The sequence below is a fragment of the Nocardia macrotermitis genome (genome assembly GCF_009604405.1).
In the GTDB taxonomy this organism is placed as follows: Bacteria; Actinomycetota; Actinomycetes; order Mycobacteriales; family Mycobacteriaceae; genus Nocardia; species Nocardia macrotermitis.
The window spans coordinates 327081-353038 of record NZ_WEGK01000009.1 but is presented as its reverse complement, the minus strand read 5'-3'; the positions used below and the strand labels follow the sequence as shown (position 1 = coordinate 353038).

The following is a 25958-nucleotide window of genomic DNA, read 5'->3' as shown; positions in this document are numbered from 1 at the left end:
CGGACGGGCTCGAAATCCGTTGGATCAGTTGACCGGCAGGCTGTCCAACGAGCTGACCGTCGTGGCGAGCGCACGCGCGGCTTCCGCGCCCTTGGTGACGAAATGCTTCGTGTAGTACTCGACGTGCTCGCTGTGCTCGTGGAAGTGGTGCGGGGTCAGCACGACCGAGAACACCGGCACGTCGTTGTCGAGCTGCACTCGCATGAGCCCGTCGATCACGGCCGAGGCGACGAAGTCGTGCCGGTAGATGCCGCCGTCCACGACCAGGGCCGCGCCCACGATCGCGCGGTACCGCCCGGTGCGGGCCAGCCGCTGGGCGTGCAGCGGGATCTCGAACGCCCCGGGCACGTCGAACACCTCGACGGTCGCCGGATCGAAGCCGAGGTCGCGATACTCGGCCAGGAACCCTTCGTACGCCTGCGTCACGATGGGCCGATGCCAGCTGGCGCGGATGAAGGCGACGCGGCCCTCGGTGGGAGTGCTCATGGCCGGATGCTACCGGGTGGTCAGATGCTTCTCCAACCACCCGACCAGGTCGCCGAGCACCGCGTCCCGCTCCGGTTCGTTGAAGATCTCGTGGTAGAAGTCCGGATAGCGGATGACGGTGAGGTCCTTCGCACCCGCGCGCTGCTCGATGAGGTCTGCGCTGGACGGGGCGGCCAGGGCGTCGGCGGTGCCGTGCTGGACCAGCGTCGGGACGGTCAGCCGGTCGAGGCGGGCGGAGACGGTCGCGGCGGCCCGGAGGATCTCCGCGCCGGTGCGGGCGGGGAGCTTGCCGTGGAAGACCAGGGGGTCGGTGTCGTAGGCGCGCACGACTTCCGGATCGCGGCTGATCATCGACGAATCCAGTTGTAGTACCGGAAGATTCGGTGCCCAGCGACTCAGCGCGGGGGCGAGTGCGCGTTGCAGGGCGTTACCGGCGGGGATGTCCAGCGGTGGTCCGGACAGCGCGATTCCGGCGACGTCCAGCGGGGCGCGCGTGGCCAGATGGAGCGTGATCAGACTGCCCATACTGTGGCCCAGCACGAAACGCGGCACGCCCGGATGACGTTCCGAAGCCAGGTCCAGCAGCGTCGCCACATTGTCGGCCGCACCATCGACCGAATCGATGTTCGCCCGGCGCCCACCCGAACGCCCGTGCCCGATGTGATCGAGCGCGTACACCGCGAAACCGTTGTCCGCCAATCGCTTTCCGACATGCTCGTACCGCCCGGAATGCTCCCCGACCCCGTGCACGAGCGTGACCACCCCGCGCACCCGGTCCCCGGGAACCCAGGCCCGCCAGAAAACCCGCCCGCCCCGCCCCTCGAACTCACCGGTCTCGCCCTGCGTCATCGCGATCCTTTCCCTGGGTCGGCCCGCTGCCGCACGCATGTGAATTTATCCGCGTATACGGTTCGCGGAGGCGGATACCGCGCAGCGAACTCGATGACGTGCGCTGTCGAACGCGCCGCCGTGCGAACATGCGATGCGGACGACGTTCGGCTGTGCCCAGCGTCGATCGCCTGTCGAGTTCGTCGCCGTGGCCGGACGACGCCGCGTGGTGAACGCGGCGGTGCGGTAGCCGGGCGGCGGTGAATCGGCTGGTCACGTAACGCGGCGGCAACGCCCGGCGATGAGCATCGGTGTGGATTGAACTGCTGAGGAATCGGTGCCTGTCGCAGGCGGGAGAGGCGCGGCAACCGCGACGACACGCGACCCGGATCGACCAGTACGATACGGCACGGTGAGAACGAATACAGGGCGTCAGCAGTCGCGCGGAAATCGTCGTCGGGGGAGTGTGCTTTTCCCGAGCCTGCTCACCGCCGCCGTGGAGTACGCGGCCGACACCGTCGCGATCCGGTTCAGTGCCTCCGGTGATCCGGCCGATGTGCGGCAGCTGACCTATCGCGAACTGGACGAATCGTCCTCACGTCTGGCCCGGGAACTGATCGCGCGGGGGATCGGCGCGGACGACGCGGTCGCGATCGGCATCTCACGCGGTATCGAATCGGTGCTGGCGGTCTGGGCGATCGCCAAGACCGGCGCGGCCTACGTGCCGGTGGATCCGGCCTATCCGGCCGAGCGCATCGAGCACATCCTGTCCGATTCCGGCGCGGTGCTCGGGCTGACCACCACCGCGCATCGGGCGGCTCTTGGGGAACACGGCCCGGAATGGATCGAACTCGACGATCCGGCCCACGCCGAGCGGATCGCCGCGCATCCCGCGCATCCGGTCTCCTACGCCGATCGCGTGCGCGTGGTGAACGAGCTGCATCCGGCCTACTACATCTACACGTCGGGTTCGACGGGGCGTCCCAAGGGCGTGGTCGTCGGCCACGGTGGGCTCGGCAGCCTGGTCACGGCCATGCGGGAGTCCTTCGGGGTGGACCGGGAATCGCGGGTGGCGCACGTCTGCTCGCCGAACTTCGACGTGTCCGTGCTGGAGTTGATGCTGGCCTTCTCCTCGGGCGCGACGCTGGTGGTGTCGCCGCCGCAGGTGTTCGGCGGGCACGAACTGGCCGAGCTGCTGCGCCGCGAACGCGTCACGCACATGCTGATCACGCCCGGCGCGCTGGAGTCGGTGGATTCGACCGGGTTGGACGAGCTGCGCACGGTGATGGTCGCCGGTGACCGGTTCGGTCCCGAACTGGTCGGCCGCTGGGCCCGCGACGGGCGCACCTTCCTCAACGGCTACGGCCCGACCGAGGCCACGATCCTGGCGACCGCGACCGGTGCGCTGCACGCGGACGAGCTGGTCACCATCGGTTCCTCGGTGCCCGCGATGGGCGCGTTCGTGCTCGACGCGCGGTTGCGGCCGGTTCCGGCGGGGACGACCGGCGAGCTGTATCTGTCGGGTCCGGCGCTGGCGCGGGGGTACCTGGGGCGGCCCGGCCTGACCTCGGAGCGTTTCGTCGCGAGCCCGTTCGTCGGTGACGCCGGCAAGTCCGGCGCGCGGCTGTATCGGACCGGAGATCTGGTGCGGCGCACCGAATCCGGCACCATCGAATATCTGGGCCGGACCGACTTCCAGGTGAAGATCCGCGGTGTGCGCATCGAACTCGGCGAGATCGACAACGCGCTGACCACCCATCCGGACATCGACTACGCGGCCACGCTGGACCGCACCATGCCCTCGGGGTCCAAGGCGCTGGTGTCGTACGTGCTGCCGCGCGCGGGCACCGCCGTGGACACCGAACGGCTGGCCGAATTCCTCGCGGAATCGTTGCCCGCGTACATGATTCCGACGCTGATCATGGTGTTGGACGAGATTCCGCTGACCCCGGTCGGCAAGCTCGATCGTGCGGCGCTGCCCGAACCGGTCTTCGAGGCGGCCGAATTCCGCGCGCCGGTCACCGAGAACGAGATCCTGATCGCCGAACTCTTCGCGGGTGTGCTCGGGGTCGAACAGGTCGGGTTGGACGATTCGTTCTTCGGGCTGGGCGGCGATTCGATTCTGTCGATCCAGCTGGTGTCGCGGGCCAAGGCGCGCGGGCTCGCGTTCAGCGCGCAGGACGTGTTCAATCAGCGCACGGTCGCGGGGCTGGCCGAAGTCGCTTCCGCCGTAGGCGAATCCGCGCGTGAGGTGCTCGCCGAACTGCCCGGCGGTGGCGTGGGGGAGATGCCGCTGACGCCGTTGATGGCCTCGACTCTGGCGAAAGGCCCGGCGTTCCAACGGTATTCGCAGACAATGACGTTGCGGCTGCCCGACGGGCTCGATGACGAGACGTTGCTGGGCACCCTGACCGGCGTCATCGATCACCACGACGTGCTGCGTGCCCGTCTGCGCGGAAATGCCGAGCAGGGCTGGACATTCGAGACGCTGGCCCCGGGCGCGGTCGACGTGTCCGCACTGGTGCGCCGGGTGGAGCTGCCCGCCGGTATCGACGAGGCCGAACTCTCCCGGCGGGCGAGCGCGGAATTCGATGCGGCACTGGGCCGTTTGGATCCGGCGGGCGCGGCCATGGTGCAGTTCGTCCGGTTCGCTTTCGGAGAGGACGCCGAAAAGCCCGGCCGCCACGACATTCTGCTCGTCGTCGCGCATCACTTCGTGATCGACGGCGTGTCCTGGCGCATCATCATTCCGGACCTGATGGTGGCCTGGATGCAGGTCGCGGCCGGTCAGCCGGTGGCGCTGCCCGCGGTGGGCACCTCGATGCGGCGGTGGTCGCACGCGCTGGCCGAGGCGGCACGGCGTTCGGACGTGCTCGCGGAACTGCCGCGCTGGCAGGAGATTTCGCAGACGCCCGATCCGCAGCTCGGCACTCGCGCGTTCGATCCCGCCGTCGACACCCTGGCCACGGTCGAGCGTGTCCGGGTGACGGTGCCGCCGGAGGTGACCGAGGCCGCGCTGACCGTCATCCCCACGAAGTTCCGCGGCGGCGCGACCGACGCGCTGCTCTCGGCGCTCGCGCTGGCGGTGAGTCGTTGGCGCGGTGACGATTCCGGCGGTTCGGTGCTGGTGCGCCTGGAGGGGCACGGCCGCGAGGAGGACTTCGTTGCGGGCGCGGACCTCGCGCGCACCGTCGGCTGGTTCACCAGTGCGTTCCCGGTCCGGCTCGATCTCGCGGGCGCGGATTTCGCCGCCGCGTTCGAGGGCGGGAGCGTCGCCGGGGATGTGCTCAAGGCGGTGAAGGAACAGGTTCTGGCCGTGCCCGGCCGGGGTCTGGGATTCGGGCTGCTGAGCTACTTCGACCCCGAAACCGCTGGGCAACTGCGGGATTCGGGCCAGATCACCTTCAACTATCTGGGCCGGATCGCGGCCGGTGGCGCGGCGGCCGAACTCGCCGAATCAGGGTGGGCACCCACCGGTGACCTCGGTGATTTCGACGCCGACCTGGATCGTGACATGCCCGCCACCGGGCCGATCGATATCAATGCGATCGTCACCGACGGTCCGGACGGGCCGGAACTGGGCGCGTCCTTCGCGTTCCCGTCGGGGCTGCTCACGCGCGAGCGCGTGCAGGAGCTGGCCGACCTGTGGGTGGCCGCGTTGACCGCGCTGGCCGATCACGCGCGTCGGCCCGGCGCGGGCGGTCGCACCCCGTCGGATCTGCCGCTGGTGCACGTCACCCAGACCGATATCGAGACCTGGGAGCGGGACTACCCGGCGCTGTCCGATGTGTGGTCGCTCTCGCCGCTGCAATCCGGGCTGCTGTTCCACGCCCAGATGACCAGTGCCACAGTCGATGTCTACACCAGTCAGGCCCGGGTGGACCTGGCCGGCGCGGTGAACCCGGATCGGTTGCGGACCGCCGCGCAGGCGATCCTGGACCGCTACCCGAACCTGCGCACCGCGTTCGTCACCGATGCCGCCGGGCGACCGGCACAGCTGGTCCTGGATCGGGTCGAGGTGCCGTGGCAGGTGGTGGATCTGTCGGATCTGCCTGCACCGCAACGTGATTCGGAACTCGAACGGCTGATCCTGGCGGACCGCGTCACGCACTTCGACATGACGGTGCCGCCGCAGCTGCGCTTCACCCTGTACCACCTGGGCGCCGAGGGCACGGACGCCGATCGCTGGCAACTGGCGATCACCAGCCACCACATCCTGCTCGACGGCTGGTCCATGCCGCTGCTGATGCGGGATCTGCTGGTGCTGTACGCCACCTCCGGTGATCCGTCGGTGCTGCCGCGGGTCGAGTCGTACCGGACCTTCCTGAACCGCCTCGCGAGCCGGGATCACGAAGCGTCGCTGCGGATCTGGGAACGCGCACTGTCGGGCGTCACCGAGCCGACGCTGCTCGCGCCGCAGCCGCGCACCGCGGAGACCTACGACGCGGACCGGTTGACCGTCGAGATCGACGCCGAGCGCACTCGCCGGATCGCCGCGCGCGCGGGCGAATTGGGTGTCACCGTGAACACCCTGGTGCAGGCGGCCTGGGGTTTCGTGCTCGGAAAGCTCACCGGCCGTTCTGATGTCGTCTTCGGTGCCACGGTGTCGGGTCGTCCGGCGGATCTGCCCGGTATCGAATCGATGGTGGGTCTGTTCATCAATACGCTGCCGGTGCGGGTGAGCATCGACGACCGGCTCACGATCGGTGAGCTGCTGCGCCGTTTGCAGGGCGAGCAGGTCGAACTGCTCGATCACCACTACATCGGCCTGGCCGACATCCAGCGGATCGCCGGTGCCGGAGCGCATTTCGACACGCTGCTGCTGTTCGAGTCGTATCCGATCGACAAGGAGTCGATCGGCGCGGCCGCCGATATCGACGGTGTCGCGGTGACCGGTATCGGTGCTCGCGACGATTCGCACTATCCGCTGACCCTGCTGGTCACCGCGGAGGCCACCCTCGAACTGAACTGGAAGTATCTGTCCAGCCGGTTCACCGCGGCCGAGGTGGAAACCCTTGCCGCCCGGCTGGTTCGGGCGATCGAGGCGCTCGCCGGTGATCCCGGCGCGCTGGTCGGGGATGTCGACATCATGCTCGGCGAGGCCGAGCGGGATCGAATCCTGCTGGGCTGGAACGATTCCGCGCACGAGGTCGCGCCGGAGCTGATGCTCGACGGCTACCGCCGCGCGGTGGCGGCGCATCCGGACCGGGTCGCGGTGGTCTACGAGGGCGCTCAGCTGACCTATGCGGAGTTCGACAGCCGGGTGAATAGCCTTGCGCGCCTGTTGATCTCGCAAGGTGTGGGCGCGGAGTCGCTGGTCGGCCTCGCGGTGCGGCGCTCGCTGGAACAGGTCATCGGCATGTACGCGGTGCTCAGCGCGGGCGGTGCGTGGGTGCCGGTGGATCCGGACTATCCGGCCGATCGCGTCGAGCAGGTGGTGGCCGCCGCGCAGCCGGTGTGTGTGCTCACCACGACCCGTGACGAGGTCGCGGTGCCGGACGGAATTCCGTTGCTGCACATCGACACCGTCGAGCTGGCCGGATTCGCCGATACTCCGGTGACGGCCGGGGAACTGCTGCGTCCGGTGCGTCCGGACAGCCTGGCGTACGTGCTGTTCACCTCCGGCTCCACCGGGCGGCCCAAGGGGGTCGCGGTGTCGCACCGGTCGGTCGGCAACCACCTCGCCTGGATGCAGTCGCAGTACCCGTTGGCCGCCGATGACGTGTATCTCCAGAAGACCACCTTCACCTTCGACGTGTCGATGTGGGGTTACTTCATCCCGTTGCGGTTGGGCGCGACCCTGGTGATGGCCACCCCCGACGGTCATCGCGATGCCATCTACATCGCGGAAACCATTGCGGCGCAGCAGGTCACCGTCACCGACTTCGTGCCGTCGATGCTGGCGGTGTTCGCCGCGCACACCCCGGCGGGTTCGGTGCCGAGCCTGCGACGGGTCATGGTCGGCGGCGAGGCGCTGCCGGTGGAGACCGTGACCGCGGTGCGCGCGATCTGCGACGAACCGGTGCTGAACGTGTACGGGCCGACCGAGGCCGCGGTCGCGGTCACCACATGGTTGGCGACCGGTACGGAGCAAGGCGGTGTGCCGATCGGTACGCCGGTCTGGAATACCCGTGTGTACGTGCTGGATTCGCGGCTGCGGCCGGTGCCGGTCGGGGTCACCGGTGAGCTGTACCTCGCCGGTGATCAGCTCGCGCGCAGCTATCTGGGACGTCCGGATCTGACCGCGGATCGGTTCGTGGCCAACCCCTTCGGCACCGGAGAGCGGATGTACCGCACCGGTGACCGGGTGGCCTGGCAGGAGCCCGGCGTCCTGAAGTACCTGGGCCGCACCGACTTCCAGGTGAAGTTGCGCGGCCAGCGCATCGAACTCGGCGATATCGAGGCGGCGCTGCTGGCGCAGCCGTCGGTGAATCAGGCCGCGGTGCTGGTGGTTTCGACCGAACTCGGCGAGCAGCTGGTCGGCTACGTGGTCCCCGCGCCGGGCGCGCACCTGGACGCGGAGGCGCTGCGCACCGCGGTCGCGCGTCGGCTGCCCGCGTACATGGTTCCGGCCACCATCGTGGAGTTGGCGGAATTCCCGCTGAACCCCGCCGGCAAGCTGGACCGCAAGGCGCTGCCGCGTCCGGTGGTGGCCGCCCGCGAGTTCCGGGCCCCGGCCACGCCGATCGAGGAGATGGTGGCGGGCGTCTTCGCCGATGTGCTCGGTATCGACCGGGTCGGCGCGGACGACGACTTCTTCGCCCTCGGCGGTAATTCGCTGGTCGCCGCGCAGGTGGTGGCCCGGCTGACCACGGCGCTGGACGCGCGCATCTCGGTGGCGGCGCTGTTCGACACCCCCGTGGTCGCGGATCTGGCCGCCGGAATCGTGCCCGGTTCGGGCAATACCGCGAGCCGCCCGCCGCTGGTGCGGGCCGAACGTCCGGAGCGGGTGCCGCTGTCGCTGGCACAGCAGCGGATGTGGGTGCTCAACCAGATCGATCCCGAATCCCCCTCCTACAACCTGCCTTTCGCGATCCGCCTGAGCGGGACGCTGGACGTGGACGCCCTGCGCTCGGCCGTCCTGGACGTCCTGGACCGGCACGAGGCGCTGCGTACCCGATTCCCGGTCGCCGGGCCCGGCGGCGAGCCCTACCAGGAGATCTGGTCGGTGGCGCGCACGCTGCCGGACGGGCTGGTGGTGGAAACCGCCACAGTCGAGGATCAGGACCGGATCGCCGAGCTGATGTCGGCGGGCTTCGATGTCACCGAACAGCCGCCGGTGCGGATCCGGCTGTTCTCCGACGCCGCAGGCCGCGAACATCTGTTCGTCGTTGTGGTGCACCACATTTCGGCCGACGGATCGTCGCTGGCGCCGTTGGCCCGCGACCTGGTCACCGCCTACGTGGCGCGGCAGGCGCAATCGGTGCCGGGCTGGGCGCCACTGCCGGTGCAGTACGCCGACTTCGCGCTCTGGCAGCGCGCGGTGATCGGCACAGACGACGACGAGAGTTCCGTCGCCGCACAGCAATTGCGGTTCTGGCGCGATCAGCTGGCCGCGATGTCCACGGCCGCGCGGCTGCCGCTGGACCGGCCGCGTCCGATCCGGCCGTCCGGACGGGGCGCGCTGGTGAACGCGGTGATCCCGGCCGACGCGCACGCTGGGCTGACCGATATTGCGCGCGAACACAATTCGTCATTGTTCATGGTGGTGCACGCGGCGCTGGCGGCGCTGCTGGTCCGGCAGGCGGGCGGCTCGGATATCGCGATCGGCACCCCGATCGCGGGCCGCGGTGCCGCCGAACTGGACGATCTGGTCGGCATGTTCGTCAACACGCTCACGCTGCGTCTCGCGGTGGATCGCGGCGCGCCGTTCGGGGCGCTGGTGGATCGGGCGCGTGCGACGGATCTGGCGGCCTTCGGACATGCGGATATCCCGTTCGAGCGAGTGGTCGAGGCCACCCAGCCCGCGAACGCGGACGCGCTGCTCCAGGTCGTGCTGTCGTTCCAGAACATGGAACAGGCCGAACTCGAACTGCCCGGCCTGACGGTCGCGGCCCTGGACACCGGCCAGATCACCGCCAAATTCGATCTGCTGGTGACCGTGGAACCGAACTACGGCCCGGACGGCACACCCGATCTGCTGGTCGCCGGATTCACCTATGCGACAGACGTTTTCGACGAGGCCACGGTGGCCGGGATCGCGCAGCGGTTCGAGCGGTTCGTCACGGCCGTCGCCGCCGATCCGACGCTGCTGGTCGGGGATGTGGATCTGCTGGACGCCGGGGAGCGCGGACCGGTCGCACCGCCCGCGCCGAGCGCGCCGCCGGTGGTGGAAACCGTTGCGGTGCCGACACTTCCGGACCTGCTGTACACCGCCGTGGACAACAACCCGGACGGCATCGCGGTGGTCTTCGCCGACGCGGCCGGGCAACTGTCCGAACTCGAATACCTCGACCTGGACGAACGCTCGACGCAGTTGGCGCGGGTGCTGATCGAGCGCGGTATCGGCCCGGAGGATCTGGTCGCGATCGGCATTCCGCGCTCGCCGGAGTCGATTCTCGCGGTCTGGGCGATCGCCAAATCCGGCGCGGGATTCGTGCCGGTCGACCCGAACTATCCCGCCGACCGGGTCGCGCACATGCTCGCCGATTCGCGTGCGGTACTGGGTATTACCGTCGAGGCGGTGCGCGCGGATCTGCCGACACAGGTGGAATGGCTGGTGCTGGACGACGCCGGGACCGAGCGGTTGATCGAGGCCGGTTCGGCCGATCCGATCACTGACGCGGACCGGCTGCGGCCCTTGCGTGCGAAGCATCCGGCGTACGTCATCTACACCTCGGGTTCGACGGGCCTGCCCAAGGGCGTGGTCGTCACGCATGCCGGTCTGGCGAGCTTCTGCGAGGAACAGCGCGAGCGTTATCGGGTCACGAGTAGTTCTCGCACACTGCATTTCGCCTCGCCGTCGTTCGATGCGTCGATTCTGGAACTGCTGCTGGCGCTCGGTGGCGGCGCGACCATGGTCATCGCCGCGCCGACCGTCTACGGTGGCGCGGAACTGGCCGCGCTGCTGGCCCGCGAACGGGTCACGCACGCCTTCATCACCCCCTCGGCGCTGGCCTCGGTCGATCCGAAGGGGCTGGACAAGCTGCGCGTGGTGATCGCCGGTGGCGAGGCGTGCCCGCCGGATCTGGTGCAGCGCTGGGCGATTCCGATCGGTGGCCGCCGCACCCGCGAGTTCTACAACGGGTACGGGCCGACCGAGACCACCATCATGACCAATATCAGCGCGCCGCTGGTGCCCGGTGAGACGGTCACCCTGGGCGGGCCGATTCGCGCCATCACCGAATACGTGCTGGACGAGCGGTTGTCGCCGGTGCCCGATCGCGCGGTCGGCGAGCTGTACATCACCGGTGCGCAGCAGGCGCGCGGATATCACGAACGTCCCGCGCTGACCGCGGCCCGTTTCGTGGCGAATCCGTTCGATCCCAGCGGTTCCCGGCTGTATCGCACCGGGGACCTGGTCCGGCGCACCTTCGACGGCGAGCTGGAATACCTGGGCCGCAACGACTTCCAGGTGAAGATCCGCGGCTTCCGGATCGAACTCGGCGAGATCGACGCGGTGCTGGCCGGGCAGGACGGTATCGACTTCGCGGTCACCGTCGGGCACGAATTGCCGACCGGTGCAACGATTCTCGTCTCCTACGTGCACGCCTCCGCCGGTGCGGTGGCCGATGCCGACGAGCTGATCGCGGTCGCCGAACGCCGGTTGCCCGCGCACATGGTGCCCACCACGGTCATGGTGCTGGACCGGATCCCGCTCACCCCGGTCGGCAAACTCGACCGTGCCGCACTGCCCGCGCCGCAGCTGCACACCCGGGAGTTCCGTGCCCCGTCCGGTCGGCTGGAGCAGGTGGTGGCCGAGGCGTTCACCGAATTGCTCGCTCCCGCAACGCCGGTCGGCGCGGACGACGATTTCTTCGAACTCGGCGGCAACTCGCTGATCGCGACCCGGCTGATGGCGCGAATCGGCGCGGCATTGGACGCGCGGGTCCCCGTGCGGCTGCTGTTCGAGGCCTCGACGGTGGCGGCGCTGGCAGCCCGGTTGCAGGATCAGGCCGTGGCTGACAACCGTCCGGCGCTGGTGGCCGGGCCACGGCCGGAACGGATTCCGCTGTCCCCGGCCCAGCGCGGCATGTGGCTGCTGAACCGCTTCGACACCGCGTCGGTGGCCTACAACGTGCCGATGGCGGTGCGGCTGCGCGGCGAACTCGACGTGGACGCGCTGCGGGCCGCGGTCGCGGACCTGGTGACCCGGCACGAGATTCTGCGCACGGTGTATCCGCTCGCGGCCGACACCGGTACCTCGGGCGGGGATGCCGCGACGCCGGACGACGGTCCGGTGCAGGTGATTCTGCCTGTGGCGCAGGCGGTTCCGCCGCTGCAGGTGCAGCCGGTCGACCCGGCCGGGATTGCGGAGGCGGTCGCCGAACTCGCGCGGACCGAATTCGATCTCACCGTGCGGGTGCCGCTCGTGGTCGCGCTGTTCGATCTCGGTACCGGTGGATCTGCCTCGGGCGAGCGCGAATACGTGCTGGCCGTGGTGGTGAATCACATTGCGGCCGACGGCTCTTCGATCGGACCGCTGGCCCGCGATCTGATGCTGGCGTACGCCGCGCGCAGCGCCGGACATGCCCCGCAGTGGGAGCCGCTGCCGGTGCAGTACGCGGATTACAGCATCTGGCAGCGCAGCGTGCTCGGCACCGAGGACGATCCGGAATCGCTTGTGGCCCAGCAGATCTCCTACTGGCGCAGCGCGCTGGAGGGCCTGCCGGATCAGCTCGATCTGCCCTCGGACCGTCCGCGTCCGCTGCTGCGTTCCTACACCGGCGGACGCGTCGAGGTCCGGATCGACGCCGACACCCACCGGGCTCTCGCGGAATTCTCGCGGGCGCACAGCGCGACGCTGTTCATGACCGTGCACACCGCCCTGGCGGTGCTGCTGGCGCGACTGTCGGGCACCGACGACATCGCGATCGGTTCACCGGTCGCCGGGCGCGGTGACGCCGCGCTGGACGATCTGATCGGCATGTTCATCAATACGCTGGTCTTCCGCACCCGCTACGACGCCGGCGCCACGTTCAGCGAACTGCTCACCCGCCAGCGCGACGAGGACATCCGAGCCCTCGCCAACGCCGACGTCCCGTTCGAACGGCTGGTCGGCGTGCTGGATCCGGTGCGTTCACCGGCCCGGCATCCGCTCTACCAGGTGGCGCTGTCCTTCCAGAACCTCGCGCCGGTGGCCCTGGAGATGCCCGGACTGGGCGTCTCGGGATTGGATATCGGCGTGGAGGTGTCGCAGTTCGATCTGCACTGGATGATCGGCGACACCTACGACGCCGAGGGTGCGCCGCAGGGCATCGGCGGCATCGTCACCTATGCCTCGGACATGTTCGAGCACAGCACGGTTCAGGGTTTCGTGGATCGCTTCGTCGGGCTGCTCGGCGTCCTGGCCCGCGATCCCGAGGCGGTGCTGGGCGATATCGACGTGATCGATGCCGCCGAGCGCGCGGAACTGCTGCGTGAGGCGGTGGACACCGCGCACGTGGTGCCCGATGAGCTGCTGCTGAGCGGATACCGGCGCGCGGTCGCGGCGGATCCGGACGCGGTGGCCGTGGTGCACGACGAGACGGTCTGGACGTATGGGGAGTTCGACGAGCGCGTCAACCGGCTGGCCCGGTATCTGATCGGCCGCGGCATCGGTCCGGAATCGGTTGTCGCGCTGGCGATTCCGCGTTCGCCGGAACTGATGGTCGCGATGTACGCGGTGCTGACCGCGGGTGGCGCCTACCTGCCGCTGGACCTCGGACATCCGGCCGGACGCATCGCGTACGTCCTGGAGACGGCCGAACCCGCGCTGCTGCTGACCACCGGCGGTGCGGTCGTACCGGGTGCGGACGGGATCGATCTCGACACGCTCGAGCTGTCGGAATACTCCGCCGCACCCGTCGGCGCGGACGAACTGCGCGCACCGCTGCGCGCCGCCGATCCGGCCTACGTGCTGTTCACCTCCGGGTCGACGGGCCGCCCGAAGGGTGTGCTGGTGCCGCACGGCGCGATCACCAACCAGACCGCCTGGATGGCCGAGCACTACGCGATCGTGCCGCGGGACGTGTACCTCCAGAAGACCGCGACCACGTTCGACGTCTCGCTGTGGGGCTACTTCGTGCCGCTGTGGGCGGGCGCGCGGGTGGTGCTGGCCGCACCGGCCGGACAGCGGGACCCGCGCTATCTCGCGGAGCTGATCGAGACGCATCGGGTGACGGTCACCGATTTCGTGCCCTCGGTGCTCCAGGTGTTCCTGGCTGCCGCGCAACCCGCGCAGGTGACCTCGCTGCGGGCGGTGTTCGCGATCGGCGAGGCGCTGCCGCCCGGCACCGTCGCCGAATTCGCCGCGCTGTCCGCGGCCGGGCTGCACAATCTGTACGGCCCCACCGAGGCCGCGGTCTCGGTGACCTACCGGCCCGCCTCCACCGAGGACCGCACCACCGTGCCGATCGGTGTGGCGCAATGGAATACGCGCACCTACGTGCTGGATTCGCGGCTGCGGCTCACCCCGGCCGGGGTGGTCGGCGAATTGTATTTGGCGGGAACGCAATTGGCGCGCGGCTACATGCGCCGACCGGATCTGACCGCCGATCGGTTCGTCGCCGATCCGTACGGGCCGTCCGGCGCGCGGATGTACCGGACCGGTGATCTGGTGCGGCGCCGGGCCGACGGCGTGCTGGAATACCTGGGGCGCAGCGACTTCCAGGCGAAGATCCGCGGGCACCGGATCGAACTGGGTGAGATCGAGACCGCGCTGCTGGACGACGCCTCGGTCGCTCAGGCGGTCGTGGTGCTCGCGCCCTCGGAGATCGGTGATCAGCTCGTCGCGTATGTGGTTCCGGCGGTGGAGAATCTGTCCGTCGATACCCTGCGCGCGTCGCTGACCCAGGTGCTGCCCTCGTACATGGTGCCCTCGGTGGTCATGGTGCTCGACGAGATGCCGATGAACGCCAGCGGTAAGGCCGATCGGAAGGCGTTGCCGCGGCCGGTGTTGCGGACCCGCGAATTCGTCGAACCGGCCACCGACACCGAGCGTTCGGTCGCCGCGGTCTTCGCCGAGGTGTTGCAGCTCGACCGGGTCGGCGCGGAGGACGATTTCTTCGCCCTGGGCGGTAGTTCGCTGCTGGCCTTCACCCTGCAGCGCGGTCTGAACGGCCGACTCGGTATCGATGTGCCGATGGCCGCGCTGTTCACCGCGCCGACCGTGCGTGCCCTGGCCGCGCGGATCGACGAGCCGGGTGAATCGGCGGTCGCGGTGACCGATCCGCGGCCCGCCATGGCCGCCGACGCGGTGCTGGACTCGGATATCGACGCGGCCGGTGTGCTGCCCGCGCGGGCGGGCGAGCCGCAGGACGTACTGCTCACCGGCGCAACCGGATTCGTGGGTACGCACCTGCTGCACGAGCTGCTGGAGAGCACCTCGGCGCGGGTGTGGTGCCTGGTGCGCGGCGAGGACGATGTCCAGGCGGACAAGCGGATTCGGGAATCGCTGGCGCACTACCGGCTCTGGGACGAGGCGTACGCATCCCGGATCGTCGCTGTCGCAGGCGATCTGGGCGCACCGCGGTTCGGGCTGGACCAGGCCGGGTACACCCGGCTGGCCGAGCGGGTCGACGTGATCTTCCACAACGGCGCGCGGGTCAACCACATCGAGCCCTACGCGCGACTGCGGGCGGCCAATGTGTCCGGTACGCGGGAGGTGCTGCGGCTGGCCACGAACGGGCGGATCAAGCCGGTGCACTACATCTCCACGGCCAACACGGTGATTCCCGTCGCGCTGACACCGGATTTCACGGGTCCGGAGGATACCCAGTTGAGCGTCGCGGAGGTGTCCGACAACGGGTACGTGGCGAGCAAATGGGTTGCCGAGCAACTGGTTCGGCAGGCGGGCGAACGTGGCGTGCCGGTGCGGATCTACCGTCCGGGCCTGGTCTCGGGTGATCCGCGCAGCGGTGTGAACAGTGCCGACGACTCGTTCTGGAATATGATCCGGGCCGCGGCCATCCTGGGTCTGGCTCCCGACACCGGCGACGCCGCGATGCCGCTGATTCCGGTGAACTACGTCGTCTCGGCGATCGTGGCGCTGGCGGCGGAACCGGCCGACGGCACCGCCTACCACCTGGTGAACCGGACCGCCGTGCGGATCGGCGAGATCTTCGAGGCCATGCGCCGCAACGGAATTCCGGTCGAGATCGCACCCGTCGAGCAGATCGCGGCGCGGTTGGCGCAGGAGGCTGCCGCCCGCGATGCCGCCGGTGACGACTCTCTGGTCCGCGCGGCCCTGGTGAGCGGCAACTACGGAGCCTCTCCGATCACCGTCGCCGACACCCACACCCGCGAGGCCCTCGCCCGGTACGGGATCGCCTGCCCGCCGGTCGATTCCGACACGTTGGACGCGTACGTCGCGGCCTTCGTCGAGTCGGGATTCTTCCCGGCGCCGGCGGGGGAGCAGGTCGGGGAGGACTGATCTGTCGCGCGGGTGTCACTGTGGCGCAAGCATTTACGTGCCGCAGTGACACCCGCGCCGATCAGGATCCTGGCATGAGGATCATCACTGGGGCAGTCGCGGAACGGTTGATCGACTGTTCGGGTGTCTTTGGGGCGTAGGTGATTACGGGTCGCAGCGACGTACGTGCGACTCGGTAGTCGATCCTTCGAGGTTGGTCGATCCTTCGCGGTCTTCGAATGTGTCTGGCGTTCCAGCGATTACGCGCGGGGCGGCGGAGCTGGATCGTCCGAGGATCAGATGGGCCGCAGGTCGATCATCTTGCGGAGGCGGGCGCGATCGCGTTCGAGGCGACGGGCCTCGTAGGCGATGGGGAAGTAGCGCAGGCGCTCGGGGAGCAGGGGGACGGTGCGGCCGACGAGCCAGCCCAATACGCGCAGGGTCGCCTCGTCGGTGGTCGACCAGTTCAGGCCGAGTTTCTCGCGGGCGACCTCGGGGGTGGTGCCAACGGTGAAGAAGTATTGCAGCCGGCTCACCGGCGTCGTCGCGGCGCGCCAGACCGGTGTGAGCGGGCGGGGGAGGAACGACGGTGGGGCGATGCGGCGGCTCACCTTCAGGAAGTCGTAGGCCACGGGGGTCGCGGTCAGCTGGTTCTCCAACTTGTCGTGGAAGTAGTCCAGCCATTCGCGGTAGGTCGGCGGAATCTCCTTGGGCGCCACCGAGAAATTGCGCATCAACTGCACGACCTCCTGGTAGTACTCCTCCTTGTCGGCCTCGCTCAGTGGCGTGCGGGTGAAGGGTTTCGCGCCCTCGGTGTAGGCGTAGACCGCGGTGTGCAGCACCCACGCCCACGGTCCCGACGACAGCGCGGTATGCCGAACACCCTGTGCGTCAACGGTATTGAGTGTGGTGTGCATCTTGCGGAGCCGATCCGCCTCGGCCAGGGCCTCGTCCCCGGCGTAGATCCACATCATCACCGAGGCGATACTGCGGAACGCGCGGCCCATCGGATCGGTGCGGAAGGTCGAGTGTTCGTCGACGACCGCCGCGATCGTCGGCTCCATCGTCTGCAACAGGAACGCCGAGCCCGAGGTGAACGGGAAGGTGACCAGTCCGACCTCGTCCCACATCCGGCTCTCGGAGGTGAACGGCCGACGGGCCGGAAGTTCGCGGTCGGCTGGTTCGGTACGTGTGGACGCGGTCACGGGTGATCTCCTTCGATCGCACAGGCAGCGCATCTTCTCGATGATGAGAAGGTTGTCGTAAAAGTCTCTCATCATGTCGCCGGGCTGGCAAGGTCTGCCGATCCGGTGGAAGAATGGAGTTCTTACCAGATACGGAAGGGAGAGTGATGGCGATGATCCACCCGCACCACACCATCCATCGCCCCCTGCTACCGACGCTGCGCGCCTACCTGCACCACCCGCTGCGGCGTCACCCCCTCACCCGCGAGGAACGCCGCAACCTGGCAACCTCCACCGCCCACCCCGCGGTGTACAGCGCGTCCCTGGGTTGTCATCCACATCTGTGACGCGCCTGTTCAAGGCGAGCACCGAATAAGTCCGGGTACCAACAGGATTCGAATATTCCCGGCATGCGGGCGGACGCTCCGATCGGTCCGGGGTGACCGCGGGGACGACGAACAGCGCTTGCTCTCATGGAAATTCGGATTTGCCAGTGGGCACGCCGGGAATGGGCAGCCGGTATCTTTGGCCTGGTGGCAATGTGGAAAACCGGAGTCGCTGTGCTGGCGGCCGTCTTGGTGTCCTCGTTCGGTACGGTGACCGTCGACGCCGCACCCACCCGGCCCGCCGAATCACGCGCCCCCACAGGACGTTTCCAGGAGCTACTGGTGCCGTCGAGCATGGGGCCGATCCCGGTGCAGGTGCAGTGGGCCGCGCACGGCGGCAGCGCCGCGCTGTATCTGCTCGACGGGTTGCGCGCGCCCGCCGATCACAGCCAGTGGGTGAGCGATACCGACGCGCTACGCCAATTCGTCGGGGACAACGTGACTCTGGTGTTCCCGGTCGGCGGCCATTCGAGTTTCTACACCGACTGGTACCGCCCCAGCAGCACCAACCACCAGCGGTTCACCTACAAGTGGGAAACCTTCCTGACTCGGGAACTGCCCGCTTACCTTGCCGGATACGGTGTTTCGCGCACGAACGACGCCATCGTCGGCGCCTCGATGGGTGGCGACGCCGCCGTGATCCTGGCCGCCCACCACCGCAACCAGTTCCGCTTCGCCGGGTCCTTCTCCGGATTCCTGAACCCTACCTACCCGCTCTGGAACGAGGGCATGCGCGCGGCCATGTGGGACGAGGGCAACTTCAACGTCGACGACATGTGGGGCCCACCCGGCGATCCGGCCTGGAACCGCAACGACGCTGTCGCCCAAGCCGATTCGCTGCGCGGCCTGCCGATGTACATCTACTCGGGCAACGGTTCACCCGGGCCCCTCGACGCATCCCACGCCGTCGGCGACACGGTGAACGCGATGGGCCTGGAATCCATGGCCCGGATCGCCGCCCAGATCTTCCGCGACCGCCTGCACACCCTGAACATCCCCGCCCGCATCGACATCACCGACGGCACCCACACCTGGCCCTACTGGCAACGCGCCCTCGCCACCGTCCGCCCGATGATCCTCGCCGCCCTCGGCGTCCACTGACCCGAACACGAAGAAGTCCGCCCGCCCCGCGAAGTGCTTGCGGGACGGGCGGACTCGTGACGAACCGCTACGACTTACACATCGTAGTACAGCTCGAACTCGTACGGGTGCGGGCGCAGGTTGATCGGGGCGATCTCCTGGTTGCGCTTGATGTCGATCCAGGTTTCGACGAGGTCCTCGGTGAAGACGTTGCCTTCGGTGAGGTACTCGTGGTCGGCCTCGAGCTTGTCGATGACCGACGCCAGGCTGGTGGGGGCCTGGGCGATGTTCTTGGCCTCCTCCGGCGGGAGCTCGTAGAGGTCCTTGTCGACCGGGGCGGCGGGCTCGAGCTTGCGCTTGATGCCGTCCAGGCCGGCCATCATCATGGCGGCGAAGGCCAGGTACGGGTTGCCCGAGGAGTCCGGCGCGCGGAACTCGAGGCGCTTGGCCTTCGGGTTGTTGCCGGTGACCGGGATACGCACGGCGGCCGAGCGGTTGCGCTGCGAGTACACCAGGTTGATCGGGGCCTCGAAGCCCGGGACCAGGCGGTGGTACGAGTTGACGGTCGGGTTGGTGAACGCCAGCAGCGACGGGGCGTGGTACAGGATGCCGCCGATGTAGTGACGCGCCAGATCCGACAGTCCGGCGTAGCCGGCCTCGTCGTGGAACAGCGGCTTGCCGTCCTTCCACAGCGACTGGTGCACGTGCATGCCCGAGCCGTTGTCGCCGAACAGCGGCTTGGGCATGAAGGTGACGGTCTTGCCCTCCTGCCACGCAGTGTTCTTCACGATGTACTTGAACAGCTGCAGGTCATCGGCCGCGGCGAGCAGGGTGTTGAACTTGTAGTTGATCTCGGCCTGACCGGCGGTGCCGACCTCGTGGTGGCCGCGCTCCAGCTCGAAACCGGCGTTCTGCAAGTTGGTGGCGATCTTGTCGCGCAGGTCGACGTAGTGGTCGTACGGCGCGACGGGGAAGTAACCACCCTTGTTGCGCACCTTGTAACCACGGTTCGGGGTGCCGTCCGGGTTGAACTCCGCACCGGTGTTCCAGGAGCCCGACACCGAGTCGATTTCGTAGAACGCGCCGTTCATGGCCGAGTCGTAGCGGATCGAGTCGAAGATGTAGAACTCCGCCTCGGCGCCGAAGAACGCGGTGTCCGCGACGCCGGTCGAGCGCAGGTACTCCTCCGCCTTGCGGGCGATGTTGCGCGGGTCGCGGCTGTACGCCTCGCGGGTGAACGGGTCGTGCACGAAGAAGTTCATGTTCAGCGTCTTCGCAGCCCGGAACGGGTCGATCCGCGCGGTGCTGAAGTCGGGCAGCAATAGCATGTCCGACTCGTCGATCGACTGGAAACCGCGCACCGAGGAGCCGTCGAACGCCAGCCCCTCCTCGGCCAGATCGGCCGTGAACGCCTTGGCCGGGATCGAGAAGTGCTGCTGTACACCGGGCAGGTCGGTGAATCGAATATCGACGTATTCGAGTTCCTGCTCCTTGATGTAGCTGATGACCTCGTCGGCCGTGCTGAACGCCACTTGTACTCCTTACGGGTCGGTTCCCAGCCCGTACCGATTGCTGGGTATCGCTGCTTGACGGTATGGATGCGGTGTTTCCCGACAATCAAGGCTGTGTTTCGCCAGTGTTACACGTGCTGCTGGGCGGGGTGTACGCCTCCCCGGCGGACCGGGGTGACGCTGGTATCGCCCAGCCGTGCTCGACCAGCAGGAACATCCTGCCACCGGAGGGTGGGGTGCGCGTGCACCGGTTGCGCAAAAATGTGGCCGACATCTCGGTGCCCGGCGTCCGGTTCACAGTTGGTGAACATCCGGGGTCACCCGATCGGGGCGTCGCGGGTCTCGGGCATCCCCAGCACGACCGCGGCGCTCGCCAGCGACAGTGCCAGCACGTAACCGGCGAACAGTGTCGCGTGCTGCGAAGCGGTGAGCCAGGTCTGCAAGTACGGCGCGGTCCCGCCGAACACCGCCGTCGCGATCGCGGCGCCGAGCCCGCTGCCCGTGGCGCGGATTCCGGTCGGGAACAACTCGGCGTAGACGGCCGGGATGATCGCGGCGAACGGTGCCAGGAAGACCATCGCCACGATCAACGCCACGGCCAGTTGCCAGGGGCCGCGGCCGAGCAGCGCGGTCAGCGGGAAGATCACCGCCGCACTGCCGAGGTTGGCCAGCAGCAGCACGGGTCGGCGGCCGATCCGGTCGGCCAGCGTGCCGTACAGCGGCAGCATGGCGATCATCACCACCGAGGCCAGCACGCTGATCCACAGCACCTGTGCCGCGGGAATCCGGTGCGCGGCCACCTGCTGGGCCGGGGTGCCGATCACCCAGAGGTAGAAGGTGACGGTGCCGCCGAGCGTCAGGCCGAACGCTCGCGCACAGCCGATCCGGTGCGTCCACAGGCCCCGCCACAGCGGCACCTCGGGCGCGGTGTTGCGGCTGAAACTCGCACTCTCGGTCAGCCGCAACCGCATCACCAGCGTGTACGCGCCGACGACGCCGCCCAGCAGGAACGGGATCCGCCACCCCCACGCCCCCATCTGCGCCTTGCTCAGCACGCCGGAACCGATCGCGCCCAGCACGGTCGAGACGATGATTCCGGTGGTTCCGGAGATGTAGATGAACGCGCCCCACCTGCCACGCCTACCCGGCGGCGAGGATTCGGCCAGATACGTCTGCACCGCGGGCATCTCGCCACCGTGACCGAGCCCCTGCGCCAGCCTGGCGATGACCAGCAATATCGGTGCGGCCAAGCCGATCGCCGCGTGCGTCGGACTCAACCCGATGAGCAGGCTGCCGCCCGACGCCAGGGCGATCGATCCGATCAGAGCGGCCCGTCGGCCTCGCCGATCGGCATACCAGCCGAACAGCAGGCTGCCGATCGGCCGCATCACGAATCCGACCGCGAACACCGCCAGAGCCGACAGCAGAGCGAGCATGCCGGTCGCGGCGGGGAAGAACTGGTGCGCGAAGAACGGGGAGAAGGTGCCGAAGATCGCCCAGTCGTACCATTCGAGCGCGTTACCGGTGCCTGTCGAGAGCAGGGTGCGCCAGGTGGGTGGGGGAGTGCCGGATTCGGTTGCATCCGGGGGATCTTCTTGTGGGAGAAGACTGTTCGGCTTGTCAGGTACGTCGACATGGTCGGGGTGTGCGGCAGATGTACTGGTGGACATGGGATTTCCTCGGGAATAGCTGTTGACCGGCTGGAGTCTTGATGGGCGGATCCGGTTGGTGTGCGAGCCTGGAGCCTCCGCGCCGTGTGCGGGCGGGTGTTGGGCGGAATGCGAGAGAGACTGCGCGGCAACGGGCTTCGGTATCGCTGTGATGGCTCGTCGTTGGACGCTCGGCACCGTTGGGTGTGGAGCTCTGTGGCTGATGCGAGTCGGCGGTCGTCGCGTCGTGTGGGGCTGTGCGTTAGTCGGATTGTGGAAGGGGTTGCGCGGCAATGGTCTTCGGTGGCGCTGTGCTCTCCGATCGCTGGGAGGTCGGTTCTGTCGAGTGTGGAGCTCTGTTGCTGGTGTGAGCCGGGGGCGTCGTGTCACGTGCAGTCGGGTGTCAGGCGGAATGTGAAAGAGACTGTTCGGCAATAGTCTTCGATGTCGCCGCGATCTCCAGTCGGCGGAAGGCCAGTTCCGCCAGATAGGAAGCCCCGTCGGAGAGGATCGTGTCGTCGAAAATCGCGTAGGGGGAATGGATATCGGGTGCGGTGGCCGGGTCGGTGTCCGGTGGGCAGGTGCCGAGCAGGATCATCGCGCCGGGTATGTGATCGAGGATGTTGGAGAAGTCCTCGCCCGCGCACAGGGGTTGCGGCAACTCCTCGAAGCGGTGCGGACCATGTAACGCGGTGGCGACGTCGGCAGCGAAGGCGGCCTCGGCGGCATCGTTGACGGTGGCCGTGACATACGGCGTGACGTGTGCGTCCGCCTCGACGCCGAAGGCATGTCCGATCGACCGACAGGTCCCGGACAGGCCCGCTCGCAACGCATCTCGGATCTCCGGAGTGTGCCAGCGCAGCGTCCCCCGGAACTCCGTGCTGTCGGGGATGACGTTCCCCGCGCTGCCCGCGTGGATCGCCCCGATGGTCAGCACCGCGGTGTCCTGCGGGGCGACGGTGCGGGTGAGCAGCCCCGGCAGGGCGGTGATCATCGCGGCCGCGGCCCCGATGGTGTCGCGGGCCAGATGGGGTGCCGAACCGTGCCCGCCCTTGCCGCGCACCGTGACGTGCAACAGATCGCCCCCAGCCAGCAGCGCCCCGGGACGGGTGGTCAAGACCCCGTGCGGGAAGCGGGCCGACATGACGTGGATCGCGTACGCGGCGATCGGCGGCGCGCCCGCCGCCTCGAGCACCCCCTCCCGGATCATCCGGGCGGCCCCGTCCTGTCCCTCCTCGCCGGGCTGGAACATGAAAATTACGTCACCCGAAAGGTTTTCGCGTCGTCGCGCGAGCAGATGCGCGGCCCCGACCAGCATCGCGGTGTGCAGATCGTGCCCGCAGGCGTGCATCGCCTCGACGCGCGAGGCATAGTCCAGGCCCGTGCGTTCGGCCAGCGGCAGCGCGTCCATATCGCCGCGCAACAGCACTGCCGGACCCGGTCGGCCGCCACGCAGCACCGCGGTCACCGAGCCGAGTTCCTGTCCGAGCGTGAGTTCCAGCGGCAGACCCGCCAGCGCGTCCAGCACCCGCCGCCGGGTTCGGGGCAGATCCAGGCCGAGTTCGGGATCGCGGTGGATCGCGCGACGCAAACGGACCAGATCCGCTTGCAACGCTTGGCTTTCTGTCGATGTCGGCATCGCCGGGACCTCCTGTGGTGCGGAATCGTGACAGGATGGCGAGCGGAGCAGAAGAGTCGGTAAATCTGCCGGATATTTCGAAAATTGGTGTCCCGATGCAGGATTCTGACATCGACCTGGACGAGCTGGATCTCGCGGTGATCAACTGCCTGGAGATCGCACCGCGCGCCTCCTGGCAGCGGATCGGCGCGGCGCTCGAGGCCGACCCGGCGACCATCGCCCGGCGCTGGCAGCGCCTGAGCCGGAGCCGGGTGGCCTGGGTGAGCGGTCGCGCGTCCGGACTGCCCGACGCGTGTCAGGCCATCGTGCTGGTCGACTGCGCGACCGGAGCCGCGAACGACACCGCGCAACAACTGGCGCGCTGGCCGCACGTACTGAGCGTCGAGCACATCAGCGGCAGTCACGATCTGTCGTTGCTGATCACGGTGCCCGGGCTGGGTGCGCTCTCGCGCCTGCTGCTGGAATCGCTCTCGGCCGTGCCCGGCGTCGTCGCGACCCGCACACTGCTGATCACCCGGACGTTCCGGCTCGGCGACCACTGGCAGTTGAACGTCCTGGACGCCACCCAGCGCGCCCGGCTGGCGGCCGGTGTGCGCCCCTGGCCCGATCGCCCACCGCGCCCGCGCCCCCTGGACGTCTCCGATCGAACCCTGCTGCTGCGTCTCGGCGAGGACGGCCGGACCGCGCTCTCGGATCTCGCCCGCGAAACCGGCCTCAGCATCAGCACGGTCCGCCGCCGGATGGACGGGATGATCGCGGGCGGACAACTCCAGGTGCGCTGCGATATGGCGCTGTCCCTGTCGGGCTGGCCGGTCGGCATGTGGGTGTGGGCCCGCGCCGACCCGAACGACCGGCGCACCATCGAGGCGCTGCTCGCCATCACCGGCGCACGCGTGTGCATGCGGGTGTCCGGCGGTGAACCGAACCTCGTCGTCGGCTTCTCGCTGCGCACGGTGCACGAGGTGCCGGTGGTGGAGTCACGAATGTCCGTCGAGGCGCCGCGACTGCGGATCCTGGGCACCTCCATCGTGCTGCGGTTCATCAAGCGGATGGGCCGGGTGCTGGACGCCGACGGTCGTAGCCGGATGGTCGTTCCGATGGAGATCTGGGCGGATCCGGGCGAGCCGCCGCGGTAGCCCGCCCCACCCTCGGGATCGACCTCGCGGCGCGGGGATACGATTCAGGAATGGCACGTATCACCGGTTCCTGGCTGTCCGGACCCAGTGCGGCGGGTTCCGGGGATCCGCTGCCGGACGAATATCCGGGCAAGTTGCTGGGACTGCCGAAAACCGGGGTCGGTTCGCTGGCGCCGATGTCGCGGCGCATCGTCGGCATGTTCGTCGACTGGATCATCTCGACCGGTATCGCCGCGCTGATCGTGCGGCCCGATCCCGCGCGCATCATCGCGCACACCCACGTCGCGGCCGGGCAGCAGCCGCCGACCAATTTCGAGGCCGTGACCAGTGCGTTGTCCACGCCGACGCTGCTGGTCTGGTTCATCATGGGCGTCGTCACGGTGACGTTGTTCGGATTCACCCCCGGCCAGTTCTTCCTGCGGATGCGGGTGGTGCGGGTCGATCTCATGGAGGCGCTCGCCGAACAGGGCAAGGCCGGTACGACCACGTCGGACGGCCGGACCAGGCCGCCGGGGTTCGACGCCGGAGTCGGTATCGTGCGCGCGCTGGTTCGTCAGGTGCTGCTCATCTTCGTGGTTCCCGCGCTGTTCGCCGATTCGGACGGCCGGGGTATGCACGATCGCGCGACCGGAACCGGTCTGGCCCGCACCCGCTGACCGCACACGCAGAAGGCCCGCGTTCCGGAACGCGGGCCTTCTGCGTGTGATCTTCGTCCGAGCCGCTCAGCTGCGGCGACGGACGGTGCGCTGCACGCCACGCATCTTCGCGCCGCCGGGCAGCGGACCCTTGGGCAGGGCCGGGCCGCCGCGGGTGGCGAGGGCGGACAGGCGGCCCTCGATCAGATCCATCCGCTTGGCGTCGATGTTGCGGGGGAGTTTGGTCAGGTAGCGCTGCAGGTTCTTGAGCGGGATCTGACCGTCCTCGTTACCGATGACGACGTCGTAGATCGGGGTGTCGCCGACGAGGCGGGCGGTCTTCTTCTTCTCCTGGGCCAGCAGCGATTTGACCCGATGCGGGGAACCCTCCGCGACCAGGACGACGCCGGGCAGGCCGATCACCCGGTGCACCGCGTCGAGCTGCGCGGTGGCCGCGACGGCCTGGGTGGGCCGCCACTTACCCTGCAGGTTGTCCAGCACCCACCAGGCCGCGCCGGGCTGATCGTCCATCCGGGCATACGCGTTCTTTTGGGCGCGGCGGCCGAAGATGATGAACGCCACCAGACCGCCCAGCACCAGGCCGATCGGCAGCAGGTACCACTGCATGTGCACGAGCAGGCCGATGACCACCAGGATCACCGTGATGCCGACGAAGGCGCCGATCATCAGGGGCAGCAGCAGCTTGTCTTCCTTGCGCTGCATCTGGAAAACCTGCCAGAGCTGCTTGCGCCGCTCCTTGGAGGCTTGTTTGCGCGCCGCCTTCTCCGCGGCCTTCGCTTCCTTCGACGGCTTGGAACCGCCCTTGCCTGCTGCCATGGTTCTCAGAATAGTGTGCGGTGATCGGCGATGACG

General features: G+C 68.6%; 12 protein-coding genes. 5 read left to right on the top strand and 7 right to left on the bottom strand.

Annotated elements, in window-relative coordinates; translation table 11 throughout:
* Nucleotides 1-24 precede the first annotated feature (24 nt).
* On the bottom strand, nt 25-486 hold the full coding sequence (locus NRB20_RS22180; RefSeq protein ID WP_153412028.1) for a 6,7-dimethyl-8-ribityllumazine synthase: 462 nt from the start codon (nt 484-486) through the stop codon (nt 25-27).
* Nucleotides 487-495: 9 nt separating this feature from the next.
* Complete coding sequence (locus NRB20_RS22175; RefSeq protein WP_153412027.1) at nt 496-1335, bottom strand: alpha/beta hydrolase; 840 nt, start codon at nt 1333-1335, stop codon at nt 496-498.
* A 391-nt stretch (nt 1336-1726) separates the two neighbouring features.
* On the opposite strand from NRB20_RS22175, the gene NRB20_RS22170 reads away from it, so the two are divergent.
* On the top strand, nt 1727-15886 hold the full coding sequence (locus tag NRB20_RS22170) for a non-ribosomal peptide synthetase (protein ID WP_153412026.1): 14160 nt from the start codon (nt 1727-1729) through the stop codon (nt 15884-15886).
* 275 nt (nt 15887-16161) lie between these two features.
* On the opposite strand, the gene NRB20_RS22165 is transcribed toward NRB20_RS22170, so the two are convergent.
* Nucleotides 16162-17070: an oxygenase MpaB family protein gene (locus tag NRB20_RS22165; protein ID WP_319945255.1), complete on the bottom strand. Its 909-nt coding sequence runs from the start codon at nt 17068-17070 to the stop codon at nt 16162-16164.
* Nucleotides 17071-17216: 146 nt separating this feature from the next.
* Between NRB20_RS22165 and NRB20_RS22160 the strand changes: the two genes are divergently transcribed.
* Both NRB20_RS22160 and NRB20_RS22155 read left to right on the top strand, forming a co-directional pair.
* The gene (locus tag NRB20_RS22160; RefSeq protein WP_153412025.1) at nt 17217-17396 is read left to right on the top strand and encodes a hypothetical protein; all 180 of its coding nucleotides are present in this window, start codon (nt 17217-17219) and stop codon (nt 17394-17396) included.
* A gap of 192 nt (nt 17397-17588) precedes the next feature.
* Nucleotides 17589-18536, top strand: a complete 948-nt coding sequence (locus NRB20_RS22155) for an alpha/beta hydrolase (RefSeq protein ID WP_153412136.1) — start codon at nt 17589-17591, stop codon at nt 18534-18536.
* Between the two features lie 74 nt (nt 18537-18610).
* Here NRB20_RS22155 and glnA read toward each other — a convergent pair whose 3' ends face one another.
* From glnA to NRB20_RS22140, 3 genes are all read right to left on the bottom strand, one after another.
* Complete coding sequence (glnA, locus tag NRB20_RS22150) at nt 18611-20047, bottom strand: type I glutamate--ammonia ligase (RefSeq protein WP_319945254.1); 1437 nt, start codon at nt 20045-20047, stop codon at nt 18611-18613.
* Between the two features lie 296 nt (nt 20048-20343).
* Nucleotides 20344-21696 carry an MFS transporter gene (locus NRB20_RS22145; protein ID WP_153412024.1) on the bottom strand — a complete coding sequence of 451 codons (1353 nt, stop codon included), beginning with the start codon at nt 21694-21696 and terminating at the stop codon, nt 20344-20346.
* A 382-nt stretch (nt 21697-22078) separates the two neighbouring features.
* The gene (locus NRB20_RS22140; protein WP_153412023.1) at nt 22079-23314 is read right to left on the bottom strand and encodes a M20 metallopeptidase family protein; all 1236 of its coding nucleotides are present in this window, start codon (nt 23312-23314) and stop codon (nt 22079-22081) included.
* Nucleotides 23315-23409: 95 nt separating this feature from the next.
* Between NRB20_RS22140 and NRB20_RS22135 the strand changes: the two genes are divergently transcribed.
* Nucleotides 23410-24450: an Lrp/AsnC family transcriptional regulator gene (locus tag NRB20_RS22135; RefSeq protein ID WP_153412022.1), complete on the top strand. Its 1041-nt coding sequence runs from the start codon at nt 23410-23412 to the stop codon at nt 24448-24450.
* Nucleotides 24451-24500: 50 nt separating this feature from the next.
* Nucleotides 24501-25106: an RDD family protein gene (locus NRB20_RS22130; RefSeq protein WP_153412021.1), complete on the top strand. Its 606-nt coding sequence runs from the start codon at nt 24501-24503 to the stop codon at nt 25104-25106.
* A 66-nt stretch (nt 25107-25172) separates the two neighbouring features.
* On the opposite strand, the gene NRB20_RS22125 is transcribed toward NRB20_RS22130, so the two are convergent.
* Nucleotides 25173-25922, bottom strand: coding sequence for a DUF4191 domain-containing protein (locus tag NRB20_RS22125; RefSeq protein ID WP_153412020.1), 750 nt, complete (start codon nt 25920-25922; stop codon nt 25173-25175).
* Nucleotides 25923-25958 lie beyond the last annotated feature (36 nt).